The sequence below is a fragment of the Hydrogenophaga defluvii genome (genome assembly GCF_042665235.1).
GTDB lineage: Bacteria > Pseudomonadota > Gammaproteobacteria > Burkholderiales > Burkholderiaceae_C > Hydrogenophaga > Hydrogenophaga defluvii_A.
In genome coordinates this window covers 18325-38129 of the sequence record NZ_JBHTBZ010000020.1, presented here as the reverse complement: position 1 = coordinate 38129, position 19805 = coordinate 18325, and the positions used below count along the sequence as shown (strand labels likewise).

Genomic DNA, 19805 nt, shown 5'->3' with positions numbered 1-19805 from the left:
CGTGTGGTTTGAATATCGTTAACAATTGAGGTGCGTTGCGCCTCGCGTGGCCGAGCCGCGAGGGCAACAACCCGGTGCGGGGATAATCGGGTCATGTCTGCGCCCAAAGTCCTGTTCGGTTTCCATGCGGTGGGCGTTCGCCTGAAAACCGCCCCCACCTCCATCCTGGAGCTCTACGTCGATCCGTCGCGCCGCGACGCCCGCATGCGGCAGTTTGTCGAACGCGCCAAAGAGGCCGGCCTGCGCCTCTTGGACGCCGATGGCATGCGCTTGGCCAAGCTCTGCGGTAGCCATGGTCACCAAGGTGTGGTGGCCCGCGTCCAGGCCATCGATCTGGCGCGTTCGCTGGACGATTTGCTCGACCAGTTGGAAGCGGCCGGACAGGTGCCTTTGCTGCTGGTGCTCGATGGCGTGACCGACCCGCACAACCTGGGTGCGTGCCTGCGGGTGGCCGACGGGGCCGGTGCACACGCCGTCATTGCGCCCAAGGACCACGCCGTGGGCTTGAACGCCACCGTGGCCAAGGTGGCCAGCGGTGCGGCCGAAACCATGCCTTATTTCATGGTGACCAACCTGGCGCGCACCCTGGGTGAGCTGAAAGAACGCAACATCTGGGTCATCGGCACCAGCGGCGATGCGCCCAAGTCCTTGTACCAGATGGATTTCAAAGGCCCCACCGCCCTGGTGTTGGGCGCCGAGGGTGACGGCATGCGCCAGCTCACCCGCAAAACCTGCGACGAACTCGTCAGCATCCCCATGGCGGGTGCGGTGGAGAGCCTGAACGTGTCGGTGGCCAGCGGCGTGTGCCTGTACGAGGCGCTGCGCCAGCGCTCGTGACAACGTGATGGCGCCACCGCGCGCCGCAACAGAGCCTAGACCAGGCCGGCCGCCCCCAGCAGCGCGCCGGTGCCCAGCAGCCACAGCAGGTGCACTTTGGTGCGCCACACGACCAGGGTGGCGCCGGCCGTCAACAGCCACAGCGGCCAGTCGCGCGCGGGCTGGTCGTGGGCGGCGGTGAGCAGCCAGCCCGTGGCGACCAACAGCGCGATGACGATGGGCGCCATACCGGTCTTGAAGGCTCGCACCGCGCGCAATTCGCGGTTGTGGTGGGCCCAGCGGGTGGCGGTGTAGGTCAACACCGACGAGGGCAGCATGATGGCTGTCAAGGTGACGACCACACCGAGCAGCGCCGTCCACCAGGCGATGGCACCGGCCGCCGGTCCACCGGCCGCATTCAACCCGAGGTTCCAGCCCAGCAAGGCCACGAACAACACGTTGGGGCCGGGCGCTGCCTGTGACAGCGCGATGGACGATGTGAACTGGGCATCGCTCAGCCAGCCTTGCTGGTGCACCAGGTAGCGGTGCATGTCGGGCGCGGTGGTGATGGCGCCACCGACACCCAACAAGGACAGCGTGGCGAAGTGGGTGAACAACTCCAGCCAGTTGGCGAAGGTGGGGGCCATGTTCATGGTCGTGCCGTGGGTGTGATGCGACCCAGCACGTGGTAGGCCCACAGGCAGGCGCCGCCGCCAACGCCCAGCAGCACCCACAGCAGGGGCCAGCGCAGCAATGCGATGGCCACGAAGGTGAGGGCGGCCAGCAGCGAGCAGGCCAGGCGGCCCATGGCGTTGTTGTCGAGTGCCGCGATCAGCTTGATGCCGGTGGCCGTGATCAGCCCGGCGGCGACCGCACCCATGCCACGCAGCGCACCCTGGGCCACCGGCTGCTCGGCCACGGTGCCGTAAAGCACGGCCAGCAGCAGCACAACCACCAGCGGCGCGGCCAACATGCCGGCCAGCGCCGCGAGCGCGCCCGACAGGCCAAAGTAGCGTCCGCCAATCATCATCGACAGGTTGACCACGTTGGGGCCAGGCATGATCTGGGCGACGGCCCATTCCTCCACGAACTGGTCGCGGGTCATCCAGCGTTTTTTCTCCACCAGCTCACGTTGCACCACCGCCAACACGCCGCCAAAACCTTGCAGCGCCAGCCAGGTGAAAGAGACGAACAGGTCGGTGCGGGAGGTGGGTGCGTTGAGCGCAGGTGCTGTGGATGGGGCGGTGGCTTCAGTCATCGTTTTCGGCGGTCGCCGCGCCCAACAGGCTCTGGGCCAGGCTGTCGCAACGGTCCATCCAGGCTTGCAATTCGGTCGGGTAGCTGCCTTGGGCGCCTGCGCGCCAGCGCCTGCGAGCTTGGCGGGCCAAGGTGCGCAACTGCCAAGCGGCTTCTTTGGCCAGCAGGGACAGTTCGCGCGCCAGCATCGGATCGTTGGCACCGTCACCCAACTGTTCCAGTTGGGCGGGGGCCAGGCCGGCCTCGGCCAGGGTGCGGCGCAGTTGCGACATCTGTTCGCTGACGACGGTCAGGCCCGCCTGGCGTTCTGGCGTCAGTTCGCCAAACACCGAGAAGTCGCGTGGCCAGGCCGCCACCACCTCGTCCACCTCGATCAGGCGTTGTGCGGGCGCGTCGATCAGCTCCACCGCTTCGCTGCCGGGATCGAGCTCGGGGTGCAGCAGACCCATGATGCGTGCGATCAGCGCCGGGTCGTAGCGGTGCATGTTCATGCGCAGCAACACCGCCAGCCGCAACTCCCCGCCATCGCGTTTGCTGCCAATCATGGCGGTGACCACCTCGACCACCGACATGCAGCGCCCCAAGGGGCTGATCTGGTTGCCACTGAGGTTGCGCGGATAACCCGATGCGTTCAGGCATTCGTGGTGTTCCAGCACCGCCTGCACCACCTCTTTCGGGTAGGCGTGGTGGCGCTCGATCAGCATCATGCTGATGATAGGGTGGCTGTAGAGCTGGCGGCGCTGGCCACGGGTCAGTTCCGCCGTCGGGTCCAGCAAGGCCGGGTCCAGGTGCAACATGCCGATGTCGTGCAGCAGCCCCACGGCCGCCGCCTCCGACAGCTCAAACCGTTTGCCCAAGGGGTGGCTGGCCAGCCAGGCCATGGTCCACATGGCGCGCAGGCTGTGCCGGTAGACGCTGGGCTGCAGGTCCCGCGCCAGCGTCAGCTGAAACGCCATCGCGTCCGGCAGGGGCAGTTTTTCGATCACGTCCAGCCGCTTGGCGCGCTCGGTGGGCGTGGTGGTCATGCGCGCGTAGAACGGCTCGTTTTCGAGCACCAGTTCCATGTCCAGCCGCAGCGACCGCCCGGTGACGATCCCTTCGGTGGACAACGCGTCTTCCAGCGGTTCGGGCAACTTGTGGGCGTTCAACCGTTCGTAGAGGCTGGCGTTGATGGCCGTGCCTTTTTCGACGATTTTGATGCCCTGGGCGTTGAAGATGGCCTGTTTGGCCACCACGGCGCGTTTCTCCCCCAGCGCTGTGACCGCGCGGGTGAAGTGTTCGGCATCGACCTGTGGTGCGGCGGGGTTGTCGTTTGCGGTCATCGTGTGGCTGCGGGGGGTGCAGCAATATGTTTCCGCAAGTTTACATTTGCATTACACCGTCATGCCGCCCGACACCTCCAACACCGCACCGTTGACGTAGCTGGCCTCGTCGCTGGCCAGAAAGGCGTAGACGTTGGCGATTTCTTCGGGCTTGCCCAGGCGCTTGAGGGGCACGTGGGCGCGCATCTCGTCGAGCACTTTGTCGGGGATGGTGGACAGGATGGGTGTCTCCACAAAACCGGGCGCCACGGCATTGACACGCACGCCCTTGGGGCCCAGCTCGCGGCTCCAGGTTTTGGTGAAGCCAATGACACCGAACTTGGTGGCCGCGTAGTTGGTCTGGCCAAAGTTGCCGTAGATGCCCACCACCGAGCTGGCGTTGAGGATGACGCCACTGCCGTGGGCCACCATGGTGTCTGCAACGGCCTGCGTGCAGTGGAAAACGCCGCGCAGGTTGACGTCGATCACGCGGTCAAACTGCTCCAGCGTCATCTTCTGCAGCCGCGCATCCTGTGTGATGCCGGCGTTGTTGACCAGCACGTCGATGCGGCCAAAGCGGTCCTTCACCTGTGCCACCACGGCGTCCACCATCTCGCGCTGGGTCACGTCCAGCACAAAGCCCACGGCGGTGGCCCCCACTGCCTGGCACTGGGCCACGGCCGCATCCACGCCGGCCTGTTTGATGTCGCAGACGACAACAGTGGCGCCTTCCTGGGCAAATTTGAGCGCGGTGGCCAGGCCAATGCCTTGGGCGGCGCCGGTGATGAGGGAGACTTTTCCTTGCAGACGGGGCATGTTCAGTAACGGGGTTGGTGTTGTCGGAGGGTGGCTTTGACGGCATCGGTCAGGACAAAGCCCGGGCCGCATTGTGCGGCCAGCTCGGCGCAGCGTTTTTCAAACGCGTCGATGCCGGTGCCGTAGATGAACTGCATGGCGCCGCCCGTCCAAGCCGGGAAGCCGATGCCGAAGATGGAGCCGATGTTGGCGTCGTGCACGGTGGTGAGCACGCCTTCGGCGAGGCAGCGCGCGGTTTCCACCGCTTGCCGGTAGAGCAAGCGGTCTTTCAGGGTCAACATGTCCCAGGTGGCGCCGGGCTTTTCGAACCGGGTTTTCAGTTCCGGCCACAGCGTTTTTTTCTGCCCGGCCGGGTAGTCGTAAAAGCCGCCACCGGCCGCGCGGCCCTTGCGGTGCAGCTCCTTCACCATGGTTTCCACCAGCAGCTCGCCCGGCGTGGCCGTGTAGGTCTTGCCTTCGGCGGCCAGGTCGGCGCGGGTCTGGTCCAGCACGTGCACGCTCAAGGACAGCGCGGTTTCGTCGAGCACCGCCAGCGGGCCCACCGGCATGCCCGCCTGGACACCCGCGTTTTCGATGACGGCGGCAGGGATGCCTTCGCCCAGCATGGCCGCGCCTTCCATCACGAAAGTGCCGAAGGTGCGGCTGGTGTAAAAGCCGCGCGCGTCGTTCACAACGATGGGGATCTTGCCCAGCGCCTGCACGTAGTCAAACGCACGCGCCACGGTCTCGTCGTCGGTTTTGGCACCGCGGATGATCTCGACCAGCTTCATCTTGTCCACCGGGCTGAAGAAGTGGATGCCGATGAACTTCTCCGGCCGCGCGCTGGCCGTGGCCAGACCGCTGATGGGCAGGGTGGAGGTGTTGCTGGCGAAGAAGCCGCTAGCGGCCAGTTGTGGCTCGGCCTCCTGTGTCACCCGGGCCTTGAGCGCGCGGTCTTCGAACACGGCTTCGATGATGAGGTCGCAGCCGGCCAGGTCGGTCGCGTTGGCTGTGGGCGTGATGCGGGCCAGCAGCGCAGCCTGGTCGTGCGGGTTCATGCGGCCTTTGTCCACGCGCGGTTGTGTCACCTTGACGCTGTAGGTCTTGCCCGCCTCGGCCTTCTCAAGCGACACATCTTTGAGCACCGTGGTGATGCCCCGGCTGGCCTGGGCGTAGGCAATGCCGGCGCCCATCATGCCCGCGCCCAGCAGGCCCACCTTCTGCGGCTTGTAGCGCGGCACGTCCTTCGGCCTCGACTGACCGCTCTTTATGGCGTTCATGTTGAAGAAGAAGGTGTTGATCATGTTGCGCGCCACCGGCGTTGTCATGAGCTTGGCGAGGTAGCGGCTTTCGACGCGCAGGGCGGTGTCGTAATCGACCGACGCCCCTTCGGCCATGGCGGCCAACGCGTATTCGGGCGCCGGGTACAGGCCACGCGTTTTTTGTTTGAGCATGGCCGGCGCCACGGTCAATGCGCCCGCGATCTTGGGGTTGGCCGGTGTGCCGCCCGGCAGCTTGTAGGCTTTGTCGTCCCAGGGGTGCTGCGCGCTGGGGTGGGCGGCGATCCAGGCCAGGGCGGCGGGGCGCAGGGCGGCTGGGCTGTCCACCAGTTCGTGCACCAAGCCCAGTGCGTGGGCTTGGGCCGGGTTGAACAACTGGCTTTCCAAAATGTAGGGCTGCGCGCCCATCAGCCCCAGCAGCCGAACCATCTTGGTGATACCAGTGGCGCCAGGCATCAGGCCCAGGGTGATCTCGGGCAGGCCGAGTTGGACTTTGTTGTCGTTGACGGCAATGCGGTGGTGGCCGATGAGTGCCACCTCCCAGCCACCGCCCAGGGCCGCGCCGTTGATGCAGCTCACCACCGGTTTGCCCAGGGTTTCGATCGCGCGGAAGGCGCGTTTCATGGTCTCGATTTCATTGAACACGGCGGGTGCATCGGCAGCCGTCAGGCGCATCGTGGCCTTGAGGTCGGCACCGGCAAAAAAGCTGCTCTTGACCGATGCGAGCACGATGCCCGAGATCTGGTCTTTGTCTTGCAGCACCTGTGCGGTGACCGCCTGCAGGTCTTGCTGCCACTGCCGGCACATGGTGTTGACCGGCGAGCCCTGCTCGTCGAAGGTGATCGTTGCAATGCCGTCTTGCAGCTCGTAGCGGATGGTGTTTGTGATCATGGTGAGGTATCCGCTTTCGTTCAGATGCGTTCAACGATGGTGGCGATGCCCATGCCGCCGCCCACACACAAGGTGGCGAGGCCGTAGCGCAGGTTTCTGCGTTGCAACTCGTCGATCAGCGTGCCCAAAATCATGGCGCCGGTGGCGCCCAGCGGGTGGCCCATGGCGATGGCACCGCCGTTGACGTTGACCTTGTCGTGTGGCACGCCCATGTCCTTCATGAACTTCATGGGCACGGCGGCGAAGGCTTCATTCACTTCGAACAGGTCGATCTGGTCGACTGTGAGCCCGGCCTTGGCCAGCGCCTTGCGTGCGGCTGGCGTGGGGCCGGTCAGCATGATGGTGGGGTCGGCGCCCGAAACGGCGGCGGCCACGATACGCGCACGCGGCGTCAGGCCGTGGGCCTTGGCGGCGGCGTCCGAGCCGATCAGCATGGCGGTCGCACCATCCACAATGCCCGACGAATTGCCGGCGTGGTGCACGTGGTGGATGCGCTCCACCTGTGGGTAGCGGCCAATGGCCACCGCATCGAAGCCCATGGCGCCGAGTTGTTCAAACGCGGGCTTGAGGCCGGCCAGCGATTCGACTGTGGTGCGCGGTTTGATGAACTCGTCGTGGTCCAGAATGGTCTGGCCCAGAAAGTCTTTCACCGGCACCACCGAGCGCGCAAAGTAGCCCGCCTCGCGCGCCGCTGCCGCGCGGCGTTGTGATTCGGCGGCGTAAGCGTCCACGTCGGCGCGCGTGAAGCCCTCGAGCGTGGCGATGAGGTCGGCGCCAATGCCCTGCGGCACAAAGTCGGTCTGGCTGTTGGTTTCGGGGTCTTGCGCCCAGGCACCACCGTCCGAGCCAATCGGCACGCGGCTCATGCTCTCCACGCCGCCCGCCACCACCAGGTCTTCCCAGCCGCTGCGCACCTTTTGTGCCGCCATGTTCACGGCCTCCAGGCCGGAGGCGCAGAAGCGGTTGAGCTGCACACCCGAGCAGGTCCAGTCCCAGCCCGCCTTGAGCGCGGCGGTTTTGGCAATCACCGAGCCCTGCTCACCCACCGGCGACACCACGCCCATCACCACATCGTCCACCCGTGCGGTGTCAAAGCCGTTGCGGCGTTGCAGCTCGGTGAGCACGCCGGTCAGCAGGTTGATGGGCTTGACTTCGTGCAGGCTGCCGTCCTTTTTGCCCTTGCCGCGTGGGGTGCGGATGGCGTCGAACACATAGGCTTCGGTCATGGGGGTCTCCGGCGGTGTGGGATGTGAAGCCAACAGTATAGTTTTGCCGAGCGATTGCTCTGTATAAATTGTGACAACCTGTGCGGCTATGCTGTGGTGTCAAAAACATCACACAGGAGGCGGGCATGAAGGGGATTTTGTTGGGGGCCATGTTGGTCACACTGTTGGCCGGGTGCGCCACCGCTCCCACGCAGTCAACGCTGGTGTCCGCCCAGACCACGCAGTCGCTGGCGCCGCTGCTGCCCATGCGGCGTTTTGTGGCCAACATCGAGCGCACCGGTGGGTTTGTGCTGTCGCCCGATGGCCAGCGCCTTTTGTGGTCGCAAACCGTGGGCACCGACAACGGCCTGGCGGTGCGACCGGTGGACGATGCGCGCGCGGTGCGCACCTTTGCCATTGGCAACCAAGGCCGACGCGGTGGTTACTACAACTGGCTGCCCGACAGCCGGCATGTGGTGTTCAGCAAGGACGAACGGGGCGACGAGAACACGCAGCTGCGCGTGCTCGACGCCCAGGCAGCGGAGGGGCGTGAATGGCAACTCACGCCCGCCCGAGGCGTGCGCGCCTGGGTGGTGTCGCGTGGCCCGGCCGGCAGCGCACGTTTCTTCTTCGCCAGCAACGAGCGCGACCGCAGCACCTTTGACCTCTACGAAGCCGATGCGGCCACACGTCAGGTGACCGAGGTGGCCCGCAGCGATGGCGCTGTGCTGGACTGGCTGGTGGGCACCGATGCACGCACGGTGGGACGCATTCGCCAGCTGGGCAAAGACGACGGCTCGGGTGCAGCGCTGGAGTTGCGCAATGGGGCCGGCGGCTGGCAATCGCTCAAGACCTGGGGTGGTTTTGATTCGTTTCGGGTGCTGCGCGTGGACCCGGCAACAGGCAAGCTGTGGGCTTTGTCCAACCTGGGCCGCGACAAGGCCGCGCTGGTGGAGGTGGACATGGCCAGCGGCGCCGAGCGGGTGCTGGCCGAGCACCCGGTGGTGGACGTGGCGTCTGCTTCGTTTGCCAGTGCATCCGGTGCGCCCGTGGGCTATGCGGTCGAGCCTGACCACCCGCAGATGCACTTTTTCGATGCCGGCTGGAAGGCCCAGATGGACGCCGTGGTGGCGCGTGCCGTGGCCCAAGGCGCCTTGCCTGCGGCACCTGTCTTCACCCGCCTTCAAGGGCGCGACGATGCGGCGCGCCGTGTGCTGCTGCGCAGCCTGGGCGAGTTCGATGCCGCCGAGCTGCTGTGGGACCGCGAGACGGGTCTGGTCAGCCGCCTCGACACCCACTTTCCGGAAGAAGCACAGGTGCTTTCGGCGGTCACGCCCATGGCCTTCACCGCCTCCGATGGCCGCCGCATCCACGGCTACCTCACGCGCCCGCGTGGCGTGAGCGGGCCGGTGCCGCTGGTGGTGGACATCCATGGTGGCCCCTGGGCGCGCGACACCTGGGCGCCCGCCATCTTCAACGGGCGTCAGATGTTGGCCAACCGAGGCTACGCGGTCTTGCAACTCAACTACCGTGGTTCGGCCGGTTACGGGCGCGATCACATGTGGGCCGGCGCCATGGAATACAACGGCCGCCTGCAACAGGACATTGCAGAAGGCGTGCAATGGGCCATCGACCAAGGCGTGGCCGATCCGAAACGGCTGGCGGTGATGGGGGGCAGCTTCGGCGGCTTCTCTGTGCTGGCCCAGCTCGCGCAAAAGCGGCACGACTACCGCTGTGGCATCAACGTGGTGGGCGTGGCCGACTGGCCGCGCACGATCGAGAATTGGCCCCCGTTCTGGCGCAACCGCCACCTTTCGAGCCGCTTCTTTGGCGACCCGGCCGACCCCGCGCAACGCGCCGAGATGCAGCGCAACTCGCCGGTGTCCTACCTCGACCAGATCAGTGCGCCGCTGCTGGTGGTGCACGGTGCCAATGACATCCGCGTGTTGCGCCAGGACTCGGACGACGTGGTCGCGTCGCTGCGCCAGCGGGGCCACCCGGTCGAGTACCTGCTGTTCCCCGACGAGGGCCACAGCATCAGCAAGTGGCGCAACCGCCTGGCCCTGTGGCGCAAGGTGGAAGACACCCTGGCCACCTGCCTGGGCGGGCGCAGCGCGGGTTTTGATTTTTACGAGCTGATGCCGCGCGGGCAGTGAGGCCGCTCAGGGGCACTTAGGCGAGGTCCGCCCCGGCCTCGCGCAACAGCTCGCGCAACACCGAGCGGTGGCAGCGCGACGCGTTGTCGCAGTAGCAGCCCACCGAGAGGTCGGTGTCTTGAGACAAGCGGGCCAGCAGCGCAATGCTGTGCGCGTTCTCGGGTGTCTTCATCTCGGCGCGGTAGCGTTTGGCAAAGGCCGTCCATTGCGCTTCGGTGTCGGCCGTCTGACCCAGTTTCATGGTGTCCACGCTGGGCGCGAGGTTGGGGTACCACACGTCGTACCAGTTGCCGCTGGCGAATTCCGACTTGGGCACGCCGCGCGGCGGGCGGCGCACCGTGCCGATGCGGGTGCCCTCGTCAGGCAGGCGTGGGCTGCCCAATTGAACGATGCGCAAAGCCATGGGCTCCTCCTGGGGTTTGTGTTGCAGTGTGCCGCAAACCGGGTCGGGCCGGTTATAGTTTTGCCGAGCATCTGCTTGCCAAAATGATTTCTGGAGATTCCACATGATCGAACGCACCTTGTTCACCGCCGACCACCAGGCTTTCCGCGACAGCTTCCAGCGCTTTTGCGACAAGGAGGTTGCTCCGCACCACGAGGCTTGGGAGGAGCAGGGCTACGTGGACCGCGAGGTGTGGCGCAAGGCGGGTCAGAACGGCTTCTTGTGCATGACCCTGCCCGAAGCCTACGGCGGTGCCGATGCCGACAAGCTGTACTCGGTGGTACAGATGGAGGTGTTGAGTGCCGGTGGCTTCAGCGGCATTGGCTTTGGGTTGCACAGCGAGATCGTGGCACCCTACATCCTGCACTACGGCACCGAAGCTCAGAAGCAGAAGTACCTGCCACAACTCGCCAGTGGCGAGATGGTGGGCGCCATCGCCATGAGTGAGCCGGCCGCCGGCAGCGACCTGCAGGGTGTGAAAACCACTGCCATCAAGCAGCCCGATGGCAGCTACTTGCTTAACGGCAGCAAGACCTTCATCACCAACGGCTGGCACGCCGATCTGGTGATCGTGGTCGCCAAGACCGATCCGGCAGCCGGCGCCAAGGGCACCAGCCTGTTCCTCATTGAGCGCGGCATGCCGGGCTTTGAGAAGGGAAAGCGCCTCAAGAAGCTGGGCATGAAGGCGCAGGACACCTCGGAACTGTTTTTCGACAACGTGAAGGTGCCGGCCGAGAACCTGTTGGGCGGCGCGGCCTTTGAAGGCAAGGGTTTCATCTGCCTGATGGAGCAATTGCCCTGGGAGCGCCTGCAAATTGCGATTGGTGCGGTGGCCGCCGCGCAGGCCGCCATCGACTGGACCGTGACCTATGTGAAGGACCGCAAGGTGTTTGGCCAGCCGGTGGCCGCGTACCAGAACACCCGCTACACCCTGGCCGAGTTGCAGACCGAGGTGCAGGTGGCGCGGGTGTTTGTGGACAAGTGCTGCGAGCTGGTGGCGGTCGATCAGCTCGATACCGCCACCGCCAGCATGGCCAAGTACTGGTGCTCGGACCTGCAGTGCAAGGTCATGGACGAATGCGTGCAGCTGCACGGCGGCTACGGCTACATGTGGGAATACCCCATCACGCGGGCCTATGCCGACGCGCGCGTGCAGCGCATTTACGGCGGCACCAACGAGATCATGAAAGAGGTGATCACCCGCTCAATGGGCCTGGGTGGTCGTTGAGCCCTCGGGTTGTGCCCCAACCGTTTTGGCGGTGGGTGCCGTGGGCGGAGCCGCCGGCACAGCATCGAGTCCATAGCCTGCACGCTGGGCCGCGTTGATCGGCGAAATGGCGCGTCGCGCGCGTTGTGTCGTGAAGCGTGGGCCAGCGTAGGTGGACGGGTGTTGCATGGCGTTTCTGCCTGGTGGGGCAGTGTGGTTGCGAGGGTTTCATGCTAGGGCGGTGGCCCTGTTACGTGCGCGGCGCTTGCGCAAACCGGGTAAGCAATCGTTTCAAGTTGCGGTGCTGCCTGCGCGGCTGCTGGGTGTTGCGAGCAAGCCCACGTCACCACTGAGCTGCCCCCCTTCGGCGATGCTGATCTTGCCGTAACGCACCGTGCCGGTGACGCGGCCAGTGGGGTGGATCACAAGCCGATCGCGCACCGTGAGCGTGCCTTCGAAATGGCCGTGAATTTCGGCGATGTCGATCTCGGCCGCGCCTTTGAAGCGCCCGGGCGGTGCGATCTCCATCACACGCGAGTCCATGGTGGCTTCCACCGTGCCTTCCACAAACAAGGTGTCGCAATCGGTGATTTCCACCCCTTTGAGGTGGATCAGCGGGCCGACCTTGAGCAGACTGTCGGCGCCGGGCCGTGCGTCTTTGTCTTTGGTGGGTACAGCCGCGGGTGTCTCAGGCGGCGCCACAGTGGCTGCGGGCGTGGGTGGTGTTGCGGTCAGGGGGCCGATGCGTCCGGCCTGTGTCGGGGGGATGGTGCGAGCCGCAGGCGTCTCCGTTTCGCGTTTGCCGAAGAAAGGGGATTGCAATGCCATGGGGAAGGGATCCTGTGTCGGAATAGGGAGGCCTTCATGCTAGGCGTGCCACTCACTTACATGTGATGCACGGCGGCAAGACGCGTAAGCAATGGTCTCGCGGGTGTGGTCACTCGGGTGTGCGCAGCCAGGCCAGGTGCCCTTGCCCTGCCTCGTTGAGGCGGTGTTGCAGCGCCGCCGCAGCGACTTCAGGCAGTTTGAAGTGCAGCGTCACGACCGCCGCATGTTCGACGGCCAGCAGGCCCGCGCCGGCCGCGTCCAGCTCGCGCCGCACCAGGCCTTCGAGCGCGTAGGGCACACAACAGGCCAGGGTTCGCGTGCGTTGCAGCGGCAGCTTGTGGGCGCCCAGCAGGGCCTGCGCCACGGCGTCGGTGTAAGCGCGCACCAAACCCCCGGCACCCAGCTTGACGCCACCAAAGTAGCGCACCACCGTGGCCAGCACACCTTCCAAATCCTGGTGACGCAACACCTCCAGCATGGGGCGCCCGGCCGTGCCGCTGGGCTCGCCGTCGTCCACCGCCGCCGACTGGCCGCCCGCCAGCAGGGCCCAGCACACGTGGGCCGCGCCTGGGTGTTGCGAACGCAGCGCTGCCACAGCGGCCTGCGCGCCCGTGCGGTCATCCATCGGCTGCACGCAGGCAATGAACCGGCTCTTCTTGATGACAAGCTCGTGGTGAACGGCGGAGGCCAATGTCTGTGCCATGGGGCGCCGAGTGTACGACCTGGTTGAATCACCCTGCGCCGTTGCCAAGCCTGTGGCGGCTTGGTATTGTGCAGGCAGGTGCGGGGCGGACATTGCGGGCCGCCTCGCCACGTTGTTCAGGGAGTGCCATGAGAGTTCCAACACCCACCAAGGTGGGACGTGTGGGCGTTGGGTTGCTGGCCTGGCTGCTGGCCGGCAGCGGTTGGGCGGGCTCGCCAGTGGAAGGTGTGTCACCGGTGAGGGGACCGCGCATCGAATTCGCCACCTACCCGATCCCCGTCCATGTGGAAAATGCCCGAGAGGGTTTGTTTGTCGAGCTGATGCGCGAGGTGGCTGCCACCGCGGGTTTCCAGCACTTTCACATCGAGGTCATGCCGCCGCCGCGTGCGCTGCGCGGTCTGATGACTTCGAAGCACGATGCGGTGTTCCCGGCCCTCGACAGCTTGTTTGAGACCCACCAAGCCATGGTGCGGACCTCCGAATCCATCGACTGCAAAGAGGACTTTGTGTTCACTGCCCGGGGAACGCCTATGTTGCGCAGCCTGGCCGATTTGCGTGGCAAGGTGGTGGGCATTACCCACGGCTACCCGTATTCGCGCGAGGTCATGGCCGCCACCGGATTCACGCTGGAGGTCGCCGCTTCCGACGAACTCAACCTGCGCAAGTTGGCGGCCGGCCGCATTGATGCGTTTGTGCTCGACGAGAAGACCGGCATCAAGGTCGCGCAGGCGCTGGGTTTGGGCGCTGCTGTGCAATACGACGGCATGGCCCCGGTGTCGCGTCAGGACGTTTACGTTGCCTTTGCCCCCACCGAACGTGGGCGCGAACTGGCCGAACGCACCTCGGACGCCCTGCGCCAGCTCAAGGCCAGCGGCCGCTACCAAGCCATCACCCACGGCATCACCTTCGCACGGGGGTGTGGCGGGCGTTGACGGCAACACACGGTGCGTGTGTTTTACAGTGCGGCCTCGGGCGGGCCACGGTGGCGCCGCCAATTGCCGGAGACAACATGCCCATCCCAACCCCATCTGCCTCCCTCGAACCGACGGCCCGCCATGTGCCCGCGCAGCGGCTGGTGGTGTTGGGCACCGGCGGCACCATCGCCGGGCGCGCCCGGGCGGCGGGTGACAACGTGGGCTACACCGCCGGTGAGGTGAGCGTGGCCGATTTGTTGGCGGGCGTGTCCGACATGGCGGGTCGCTTGCCCGCACTGGCCGGATGGGCCTTGGAGGCCGAGCAGGTGGCCCAGATCGACAGCAAAGACATGGGGCCGGCGGTATGGCGTGCCTTGCTTGAACGCGTGGCCCACCACCTGGCTCGGCCGGACGTGGCCGGGGTGGTGGTCACCCACGGCACCGACACGCTGGAGGAAACTGCGTGGCTGCTGCAGGCCGTGTTGTCGCCCGCCAAACCGGTGGTGCTGGCCTGCGCCATGCGCCCCGCCACGGCGCTGGTGGCCGACGGCCCGCAGAACCTGATGGACGCCCTGTGTGTGGCCGTGGCACCCGGCGCGCGTGGCGTGGTGGCGGTGTGTGCCGGTCAGGTGCACCAGGCCCGCCACGTGCAAAAGGTGCACACCTACCGGCTGAACGCCTTCGACTCGGGCGACGCCGGCCCGCTGGGCTGTGTGGAGGAAGGGCGCCTGCGCGTGTGGCAAGCCTGGCCCGAGCCCGCCGCGCCCAGCCGTGCGCTGGTGCCATTGCTCGCCAACGGCGCCTGGCCCCGCGTCGAGTTGGTCACCAGCCATGCCGGGGCCGACGGCGCGTTGATACGCGCTCTGCTGGCCGCGTCGGACACCGGCGCCCCCTTGCGGGGACTGGTGGTGGCCGGCACCGGCAACGGCACACTGCACACCGACCTGCAGGACGCGCTGGTGCAGGCGCAGGCCGCCGGTGTGGTGGTGCGGCGAGGCACCCGCTGTGCCTACGGGCAGGTGGTGCCCGGCCCCCATGACGCCTGGCCCGACACCGGGGGCTTGTCGCCGGTCAAGGCCCGCCTGAGCCTCGTGCTCGACCTGATGGGCTGAGGCATGTTGGCCAGCCTTGCCGCCCACCCCTGGGCCTACCCGATGCTGGAAGTGGTCCATATCGTGGGTATTGCCCTGTTGCTGGGCAACCTCGTGCTGCTGGAGTTGCGCGTGTTCGGTCTGGGCGCGACTTTGCCCGCCGAGCCACTGGCGCGCCTGAGTTTGACCTTGGCCGGTGTGGGCTTTGTGCTGGCGGCCGCATCGGGCCTGACCATGTTTGGCACCATGCCCGGGGAACTGTTGGCCAACCGCGTGTTCACAGCCAAGATGCTGTTGATCACGCTGGCCGCTTGCAACGCCGCCTGGTTCCACGGTCGCGGATCGCTGCAGAAGCTGGACGGCACGGCCCGCGCGCTGATGGCGCTGTCCACAATCATCTGGCTGCTGGTGCTCACCTGCGGCCGCTGGATTGGCTACACATGACGAAGGAGAACCTCATGCTCAGACGCGACGTGTTGCGCACCACCGGTGCGCTGGGGTTGGTGGGCAGCGTGCCCATGGCGTGGGCGCACCACGGCTGGAGCAGCTTCGATCAGGAGCGCCCGATTTACCTGGCCGGGCGCGCGGTCGAAGTCAAGTGGCGCAACCCCCATGTGGAACTGATGCTGGAACTCCAAACCCCGCTGGCGCTGCCCGCCGACCTGGCGCAGCGCCCGGTGCCCGCGCAGTCGGCCCAGGTGGATGGCCGGGGCCTGCTGGCCAAGACGGTGTTGCCCACCCGCCGTGACCGCCGGTGGGAAATCGAGCTGGCGCCCCTGTCCCGCGTGGGGCAGTGGCAGGTGCCTGAAATGGGGGTGGGCACCGAGCTGGCGTTGGTCGGCTTCACCTTCACGGGCGAAAAAGGCGATCCGGTGTTGCGCGTCGAGTACCTGTTCTTGAACGGCAAGACCTACGGCATGCGCTCCAGTCCGGCGTAAAAAAACCGGCGCGGGGCCGGTTTGTTTGGCGGTGCGACAGCCTCAGCGTGCCAGGGCCTCGAAGGCGCGCGCCGTGATGTCTTCCACCGAGCCGGTGCCGCTGATCTTGCGGTACTTCGGCGCGCTCGCCCCATCCTTGGCGGCCCACTGGCTGTAGTAATCCACCAAGGGGCGGGTCTGGGCGTCATAGACTTCCAGACGCTTCTTGACCGTTTCTTCCTTGTCGTCGTCGCGCTGGATCAGTGGCTCGCCGGTCACGTCGTCCTGGCCAGCCACCTTGGGCGGATTGAACTTGACGTGGTAGGTGCGGCCCGATGCGGGGTGTGAACGGCGGCCGCTCATGCGCTCGATGATGGCGTCGAAAGGCACATCGATTTCGAGCACGTAGTCGAGCTTGACGCCGGCGTCCTTCATGGCGTCGGCCTGGGGAATGGTGCGGGGGAAACCGTCGAAAAGGAAACCCTGGGCGCAGTCGGGCTGGGCGATGCGTTCCTTGACCAGGCCGATGATGATGTCGTCGCTCACCAGGGCGCCCGAGTCCATCACGGCTTTGGCTTGCAGGCCCAGTGGCGTGCCAGCCTTGACGGCGGCGCGCAGCATGTCGCCGGTGGAAATCTGGGGGATGCCGTACTTCTGGCAGATGAAAGTGGCTTGTGTGCCTTTGCCCGCGCCCGGTGCTCCCAGCAGTATCAGTCTCATCGCGTTCCTTTGTGCAAGTTTCAAAAATCGCGGCAGGCGTCTCCAGCCGGCCTGAATCCCTCGGAAAAGCTTCCGAAAGGTCAACTTTTCGAGGATAGCATGGGCTTGCCTGCGGGCCGCTTACAGCGCCCAGGTGGGGTAGGCCGGCTTCAGGCGCGGGGGCCGATCAGCTGGCGCACACGTTCCAGATCCTCGGGCGTGTCCACGCCGGGGCCGGGCACGGTGTCGCTCACATGCACGGCGATGCGGTGGCCATGCCACAACACGCGCAACTGTTCCAGCGACTCCAGCTGTTCGATGGGGGCCGGCTCCAGCCGGGGAAACTGGCGCAGAAAACCCGCGCGGTAGCCGTAGATGCCCACGTGGCGCAAGGGGGCTGGCGAGGGCAGGGCAGCCACGCCGTCCGTCCAGGCGCTGGTCATGCCGTCGCGCCACCAGGGCAGGGGTGCGCGGCTGAAGTACAAGGCGGTGCCCAGGCGGTCGAGCACCACCTTCACCACGTTGGGGTTGGTGAAGTCGGCCGTGCTGTGCAGGGCATGGGCGGCGGTGGACATCACACAGTCGGCGCGCTGGGCCAGGGCGGCGGCCACGGCGTCGATCAAGGCCGGGTCCATCAGCGGCTCGTCACCCTGCACATTGACCACGGTGGCGTCGTCCGGCAGGCCCAGTAGATCGCACGCCTCGGCCAGGCGGTCGCTGCCGCTGGGGTGGTCGGCGCGGGTCAACAGTGCGCGCACGCCGTGTTGGGTGCAGGCATCGAGCACGGCGGGGCTGTCGGTGGCCACCACCACCTGGCTGGCCTGCGAGCGCGCCGCGCGGCGCGCCACGTGCACCACCATGGGCAGGCCGGCGATATCGGCCAGCGGTTTGTTGGGCAGGCGGGTGGAGGCCAGGCGGGCCGGGATCAGCACCGTGAAACTCACGCCGCCAGCTCCTCGTCGCTCAGGGGGCGGGCTTCGTTTTCCAGCAGGATAGGGGTGCCGTCGCGCACCGGGTAGGCCAGGCGTGCGCTGCGCGAGACCAGCTCCTGTTGGTCGCGGTCGAAGGTGAGTGGGCCCTTGGTCACGGGGCACACCAGCAGTTCAAGGAGTTTGGGGTCCATGGCGGGATGATAGCTGGGCGTCCAAAGCGTCAAAAAACGCCGGCTCCGGGGTCAGCACCAGCGGCACGGCCAACACGCGCGGTGCTGTCTTGTCCAGCAGGGGCCACAGTTTGACGGCGTCCTTTTCCGTGCACAACACGGTGGCACCCGTTGGGCACTGCGCTTGCAGGGCTGGCCACAGGGTGGCGAGGTCGGCGTGGTCAGGCAGGGGCCATGTATCGGCCAGTTGCAAGCCCGCCTCGGCGAGCATGTCGAAAAACACCTCCGGCCGTGCGATGCCGGCGAGCGCGATCACCGGTGCCTGGTTGGCGGCGATATCTGCCAGCGGTGTGCTGGCGCCCGATGCGTCCACTGCGTCGTTCGACAGCGCGCGGTGGGCCACGAAGCCGGGGCAAAAAGGCTGGGCGGGGCGCCGCTGCTGGTGCAGCACGAGGCATGGCACGCCGCTATGGCGCGGCCAAGGCTCACGCAACAGGCCGGCCGGCAGGCACCAGCCGTTGCCCACGCCTCGGTCGTCAAACACCACGATCTCCAGGTCGCGTGCCAGGGCGAGGTGCTGCAAACCGTCGTCGCAGACGATCACATCGACGGTGGGGTGTGCCAGCAGCAAGGCCTGGGCGGCTTTGTCCCGGTGCCGGTCCACGAACACCGGCACGCCGGTCGCGCGCTGGATCAGCAGCGGCTCGTCGCCACAGGCGCTGGCCTGGCTGTCCGGGCGCACGGCCATGGCCTGGGTGCCGTGCCGCCCATGGCCACGCGACACCACGCCGGGGTGCCAACCTTGGGCGATCAGATGGCGCACGGTGGCGATGGTGGTGGGCGTTTTGCCCGCGCCCCCCACCACCACGTTGCCCACCACCACCACGGACACCGGCAGGCGGGTGGCCTGCTTCCAGCCCGTGGCGTACAGCCACCGGCGAACGGCCACCAAGCTGCGGTAGAGCAGGCTGGGCAGATACAGCCACCGGGCCAATGGGCCACGCGCCAGCCAGGCTTGGCGCAACGCGCTTTCGGTGGCGGCGCTCACGTGACCGGGGGCTTCAGCGGCCGGCGGCCGTGCCCTGGGTGGCGAAGGTGATTTGCGCCAGGCCGCTGCGCCGCGCGGCATCCATCACATTGATGACCGACTGGTGGCTGGCGGCCGCGTCGGCGCTGACGATGACCACGGTGTCGTTGCGCCCATTGGCCGCCGTGGCCAGGGCCGCGGCCAGGGATTCGACGCTGCCGTTCTCCAGCCCTTGGCGGTCCACCGCGTAGCGGCCGTCGCGCCCCACGGCCACCACAATCTCGCGCGGTTGCTGGCGTGGTGTTTCGGTGTCGGCCACCGGCAAGCGCACCTGCAACTCGGTGAACTTGCTGTAGGTGGTGGTCAGCATCAGAAAAATCAGCACCACCAGCAGCACGTCGATGAAAGGGATCAGGTTGATCTCGGGCTCATCGCTGCCGTGGCGGTTCTGGTTCCGGAAGTTCATGCCGACCTCCGCAGCCCCAGCAGGTGCCTCACCAGGGCTTCGGCCGACAGTTCGAACTGCAGCAGGTAGGCGTCCACCCGGGCGCGGAAGTAACGCCAGAAGATCAGCGCCGGGATGGCCACGATGAGGCCGAAGGCGGTGTTGTAGAGCGCGATCGAGATGCCGTGCGCCAATTGCGCGGGGTTGCCACCGCCGGGCACCAGGCCACCATCTGCCCCCTGCGAGCCGAAAATCTCGATCATGCCGATCACCGTGCCCAGCAAACCCAGCAGCGGCGCGGCCGACGCGATGGTGGCCAATGCCCCGAGATAGCGCTGCAACTTGGCAGCGGCCTGGCGACCGGCGCTTTCCACGAAGGCGCGCAGGTCGTCCTCGCTCAGGCGCGGGTTGCCCTGCATGGCGCGAAAGCCGCTGGCCAACACCTCGCCCAACAGCGAGTTCTGTTCCAGCTGGTTCACCACCTCAGCGCCCGGCAGGCCGTTGCGCGACACCATGATGGCTTCGTCCAGCAATTTGGCGGGTGCAATCTTGGCGGTTTTGAGCGAGAGGAACCGTTCAATGACCAGTGCCAGGCCCAACACGGAGCAGGCGATCAGGGGCCAGATGGGCCAGCCGGCGGCTTGTATGATGTTCAGCAATGCGGGCTCCAGAGAGTGCGGGCAAGCAGGAATGTCAGCGATTATGGCCCACCCCATGCCCCTCGCCGAA

At 66.6% G+C, this 19805-nt stretch carries 23 protein-coding genes; 7 read left to right on the top strand and 16 right to left on the bottom strand.

The window, feature by feature from the left end:
- The first annotated feature begins 93 nt into the window (after window positions 1-93).
- Window positions 94-837: a 23S rRNA (guanosine(2251)-2'-O)-methyltransferase RlmB gene (gene rlmB / locus ACFQU0_RS09520; RefSeq protein WP_382200137.1), complete on the top strand. Its 744-nt coding sequence runs from the start codon at window positions 94-96 to the stop codon at window positions 835-837.
- A 35-nt stretch (window positions 838-872) separates the two neighbouring features.
- Here rlmB and ACFQU0_RS09515 read toward each other — a convergent pair whose 3' ends face one another.
- From ACFQU0_RS09515 to ACFQU0_RS09490, 6 genes are read right to left on the bottom strand one after another with little or no spacing between them, the layout of a single operon-like run.
- Window positions 873-1469: a chromate transporter gene (locus ACFQU0_RS09515; protein WP_382200135.1), complete on the bottom strand. Its 597-nt coding sequence runs from the start codon at window positions 1467-1469 to the stop codon at window positions 873-875.
- A complete protein-coding gene (locus ACFQU0_RS09510) occupies window positions 1466-2074 on the bottom strand; it encodes a chromate transporter (RefSeq protein ID WP_382200133.1) in 609 nt (202 codons plus the stop codon). The genes ACFQU0_RS09515 and ACFQU0_RS09510 overlap by 4 nt, the downstream gene beginning before the upstream one ends.
- Window positions 2067-3395, bottom strand: coding sequence for an HD-GYP domain-containing protein (locus ACFQU0_RS09505; RefSeq protein WP_382200131.1), 1329 nt, complete (start codon window positions 3393-3395; stop codon window positions 2067-2069). Before ACFQU0_RS09505 ends, ACFQU0_RS09510 begins: the two co-directional genes overlap by 8 nt.
- 51 nt (window positions 3396-3446) lie before the next feature.
- Window positions 3447-4190, bottom strand: coding sequence for a 3-oxoacyl-ACP reductase FabG (fabG, locus tag ACFQU0_RS09500; RefSeq protein WP_382200129.1), 744 nt, complete (start codon window positions 4188-4190; stop codon window positions 3447-3449).
- Window positions 4191-4192: 2 nt separating this feature from the next.
- Window positions 4193-6340, bottom strand: coding sequence for a 3-hydroxyacyl-CoA dehydrogenase NAD-binding domain-containing protein (locus tag ACFQU0_RS09495; RefSeq protein ID WP_382200127.1), 2148 nt, complete (start codon window positions 6338-6340; stop codon window positions 4193-4195).
- A gap of 20 nt (window positions 6341-6360) precedes the next feature.
- Window positions 6361-7566 (bottom strand): acetyl-CoA C-acetyltransferase, encoded by a 1206-nt coding sequence (locus tag ACFQU0_RS09490; protein ID WP_382200125.1) that lies wholly within the window; start codon window positions 7564-7566, stop codon window positions 6361-6363.
- 125 nt (window positions 7567-7691) lie between these two features.
- Here ACFQU0_RS09490 and ACFQU0_RS09485 point away from each other — a divergent pair, with 125 nt between their 5' ends.
- Entirely contained in the window at window positions 7692-9701 is a 2010-nt protein-coding gene (locus ACFQU0_RS09485; RefSeq protein WP_382200123.1) for a S9 family peptidase, read from the top strand.
- A 16-nt stretch (window positions 9702-9717) separates the two neighbouring features.
- Here the strand turns inward: ACFQU0_RS09485 and ACFQU0_RS09480 are convergent, their stop codons facing one another.
- Window positions 9718-10104: a DUF488 domain-containing protein gene (locus tag ACFQU0_RS09480; protein WP_382200121.1), complete on the bottom strand. Its 387-nt coding sequence runs from the start codon at window positions 10102-10104 to the stop codon at window positions 9718-9720.
- Window positions 10105-10207: 103 nt separating this feature from the next.
- Here ACFQU0_RS09480 and ACFQU0_RS09475 point away from each other — a divergent pair, with 103 nt between their 5' ends.
- Complete coding sequence (locus ACFQU0_RS09475; RefSeq protein ID WP_382200119.1) at window positions 10208-11371, top strand: acyl-CoA dehydrogenase family protein; 1164 nt, start codon at window positions 10208-10210, stop codon at window positions 11369-11371.
- Here the strand turns inward: ACFQU0_RS09475 and ACFQU0_RS09470 are convergent.
- The 3 genes from ACFQU0_RS09470 to ACFQU0_RS09460 all read right to left on the bottom strand — a co-directional run bounded on the left by ACFQU0_RS09470 (window position 11348) and on the right by ACFQU0_RS09460 (window position 12881).
- Window positions 11348-11539: a hypothetical protein gene (locus tag ACFQU0_RS09470; protein ID WP_382200117.1), complete on the bottom strand. Its 192-nt coding sequence runs from the start codon at window positions 11537-11539 to the stop codon at window positions 11348-11350. The two genes, ACFQU0_RS09475 and ACFQU0_RS09470, sit on opposite strands and share 24 nt — an antisense overlap.
- Before the next feature lie 102 nt (window positions 11540-11641).
- Window positions 11642-12178 carry a bactofilin family protein gene (locus ACFQU0_RS09465; RefSeq protein ID WP_382200115.1) on the bottom strand — a complete coding sequence of 179 codons (537 nt, stop codon included), beginning with the start codon at window positions 12176-12178 and terminating at the stop codon, window positions 11642-11644.
- A 109-nt stretch (window positions 12179-12287) separates the two neighbouring features.
- Window positions 12288-12881: an IMPACT family protein gene (locus ACFQU0_RS09460; protein WP_382200113.1), complete on the bottom strand. Its 594-nt coding sequence runs from the start codon at window positions 12879-12881 to the stop codon at window positions 12288-12290.
- A 128-nt stretch (window positions 12882-13009) separates the two neighbouring features.
- On the opposite strand from ACFQU0_RS09460, the gene ACFQU0_RS09455 reads away from it, so the two are divergent.
- The 4 genes from ACFQU0_RS09455 to ACFQU0_RS09440 all read left to right on the top strand — a co-directional run bounded on the left by ACFQU0_RS09455 (window position 13010) and on the right by ACFQU0_RS09440 (window position 15824).
- Entirely contained in the window at window positions 13010-13813 is an 804-nt protein-coding gene (locus tag ACFQU0_RS09455) for a substrate-binding periplasmic protein (RefSeq protein WP_382200111.1), read from the top strand.
- 77 nt (window positions 13814-13890) lie between these two features.
- Window positions 13891-14907, top strand: a complete 1017-nt coding sequence (locus ACFQU0_RS09450; RefSeq protein WP_382200109.1) for an asparaginase — start codon at window positions 13891-13893, stop codon at window positions 14905-14907.
- 3 nt (window positions 14908-14910) lie between these two features.
- Entirely contained in the window at window positions 14911-15330 is a 420-nt protein-coding gene (locus tag ACFQU0_RS09445) for a hypothetical protein (RefSeq protein WP_382200107.1), read from the top strand.
- Between the two features lie 14 nt (window positions 15331-15344).
- Complete coding sequence (locus ACFQU0_RS09440; protein ID WP_382200105.1) at window positions 15345-15824, top strand: DUF6152 family protein; 480 nt, start codon at window positions 15345-15347, stop codon at window positions 15822-15824.
- A gap of 42 nt (window positions 15825-15866) precedes the next feature.
- Here the strand turns inward: ACFQU0_RS09440 and adk are convergent, their stop codons facing one another.
- From adk to ACFQU0_RS09410, 6 genes are all read right to left on the bottom strand, one after another.
- The gene (adk, locus tag ACFQU0_RS09435; RefSeq protein WP_382200103.1) at window positions 15867-16523 is read right to left on the bottom strand and encodes an adenylate kinase; all 657 of its coding nucleotides are present in this window, start codon (window positions 16521-16523) and stop codon (window positions 15867-15869) included.
- Between the two features lie 149 nt (window positions 16524-16672).
- Window positions 16673-17446, bottom strand: coding sequence for a 3-deoxy-manno-octulosonate cytidylyltransferase (gene kdsB, locus ACFQU0_RS09430; RefSeq protein ID WP_382200101.1), 774 nt, complete (start codon window positions 17444-17446; stop codon window positions 16673-16675).
- Window positions 17443-17625 (bottom strand): Trm112 family protein, encoded by a 183-nt coding sequence (locus tag ACFQU0_RS09425; protein ID WP_382200099.1) that lies wholly within the window; start codon window positions 17623-17625, stop codon window positions 17443-17445. Before ACFQU0_RS09425 ends, kdsB begins: the two co-directional genes overlap by 4 nt.
- Entirely contained in the window at window positions 17606-18652 is a 1047-nt protein-coding gene (gene lpxK, locus ACFQU0_RS09420; RefSeq protein WP_382200097.1) for a tetraacyldisaccharide 4'-kinase, read from the bottom strand. The genes ACFQU0_RS09425 and lpxK overlap by 20 nt, the downstream gene beginning before the upstream one ends.
- Window positions 18653-18665: 13 nt before the next feature.
- Window positions 18666-19097 carry an ExbD/TolR family protein gene (locus ACFQU0_RS09415; RefSeq protein WP_382200095.1) on the bottom strand — a complete coding sequence of 144 codons (432 nt, stop codon included), beginning with the start codon at window positions 19095-19097 and terminating at the stop codon, window positions 18666-18668.
- Complete coding sequence (locus tag ACFQU0_RS09410; RefSeq protein WP_382200093.1) at window positions 19094-19735, bottom strand: MotA/TolQ/ExbB proton channel family protein; 642 nt, start codon at window positions 19733-19735, stop codon at window positions 19094-19096. Before ACFQU0_RS09410 ends, ACFQU0_RS09415 begins: the two co-directional genes overlap by 4 nt.
- Window positions 19736-19805: the final 70 nt, after the last annotated feature.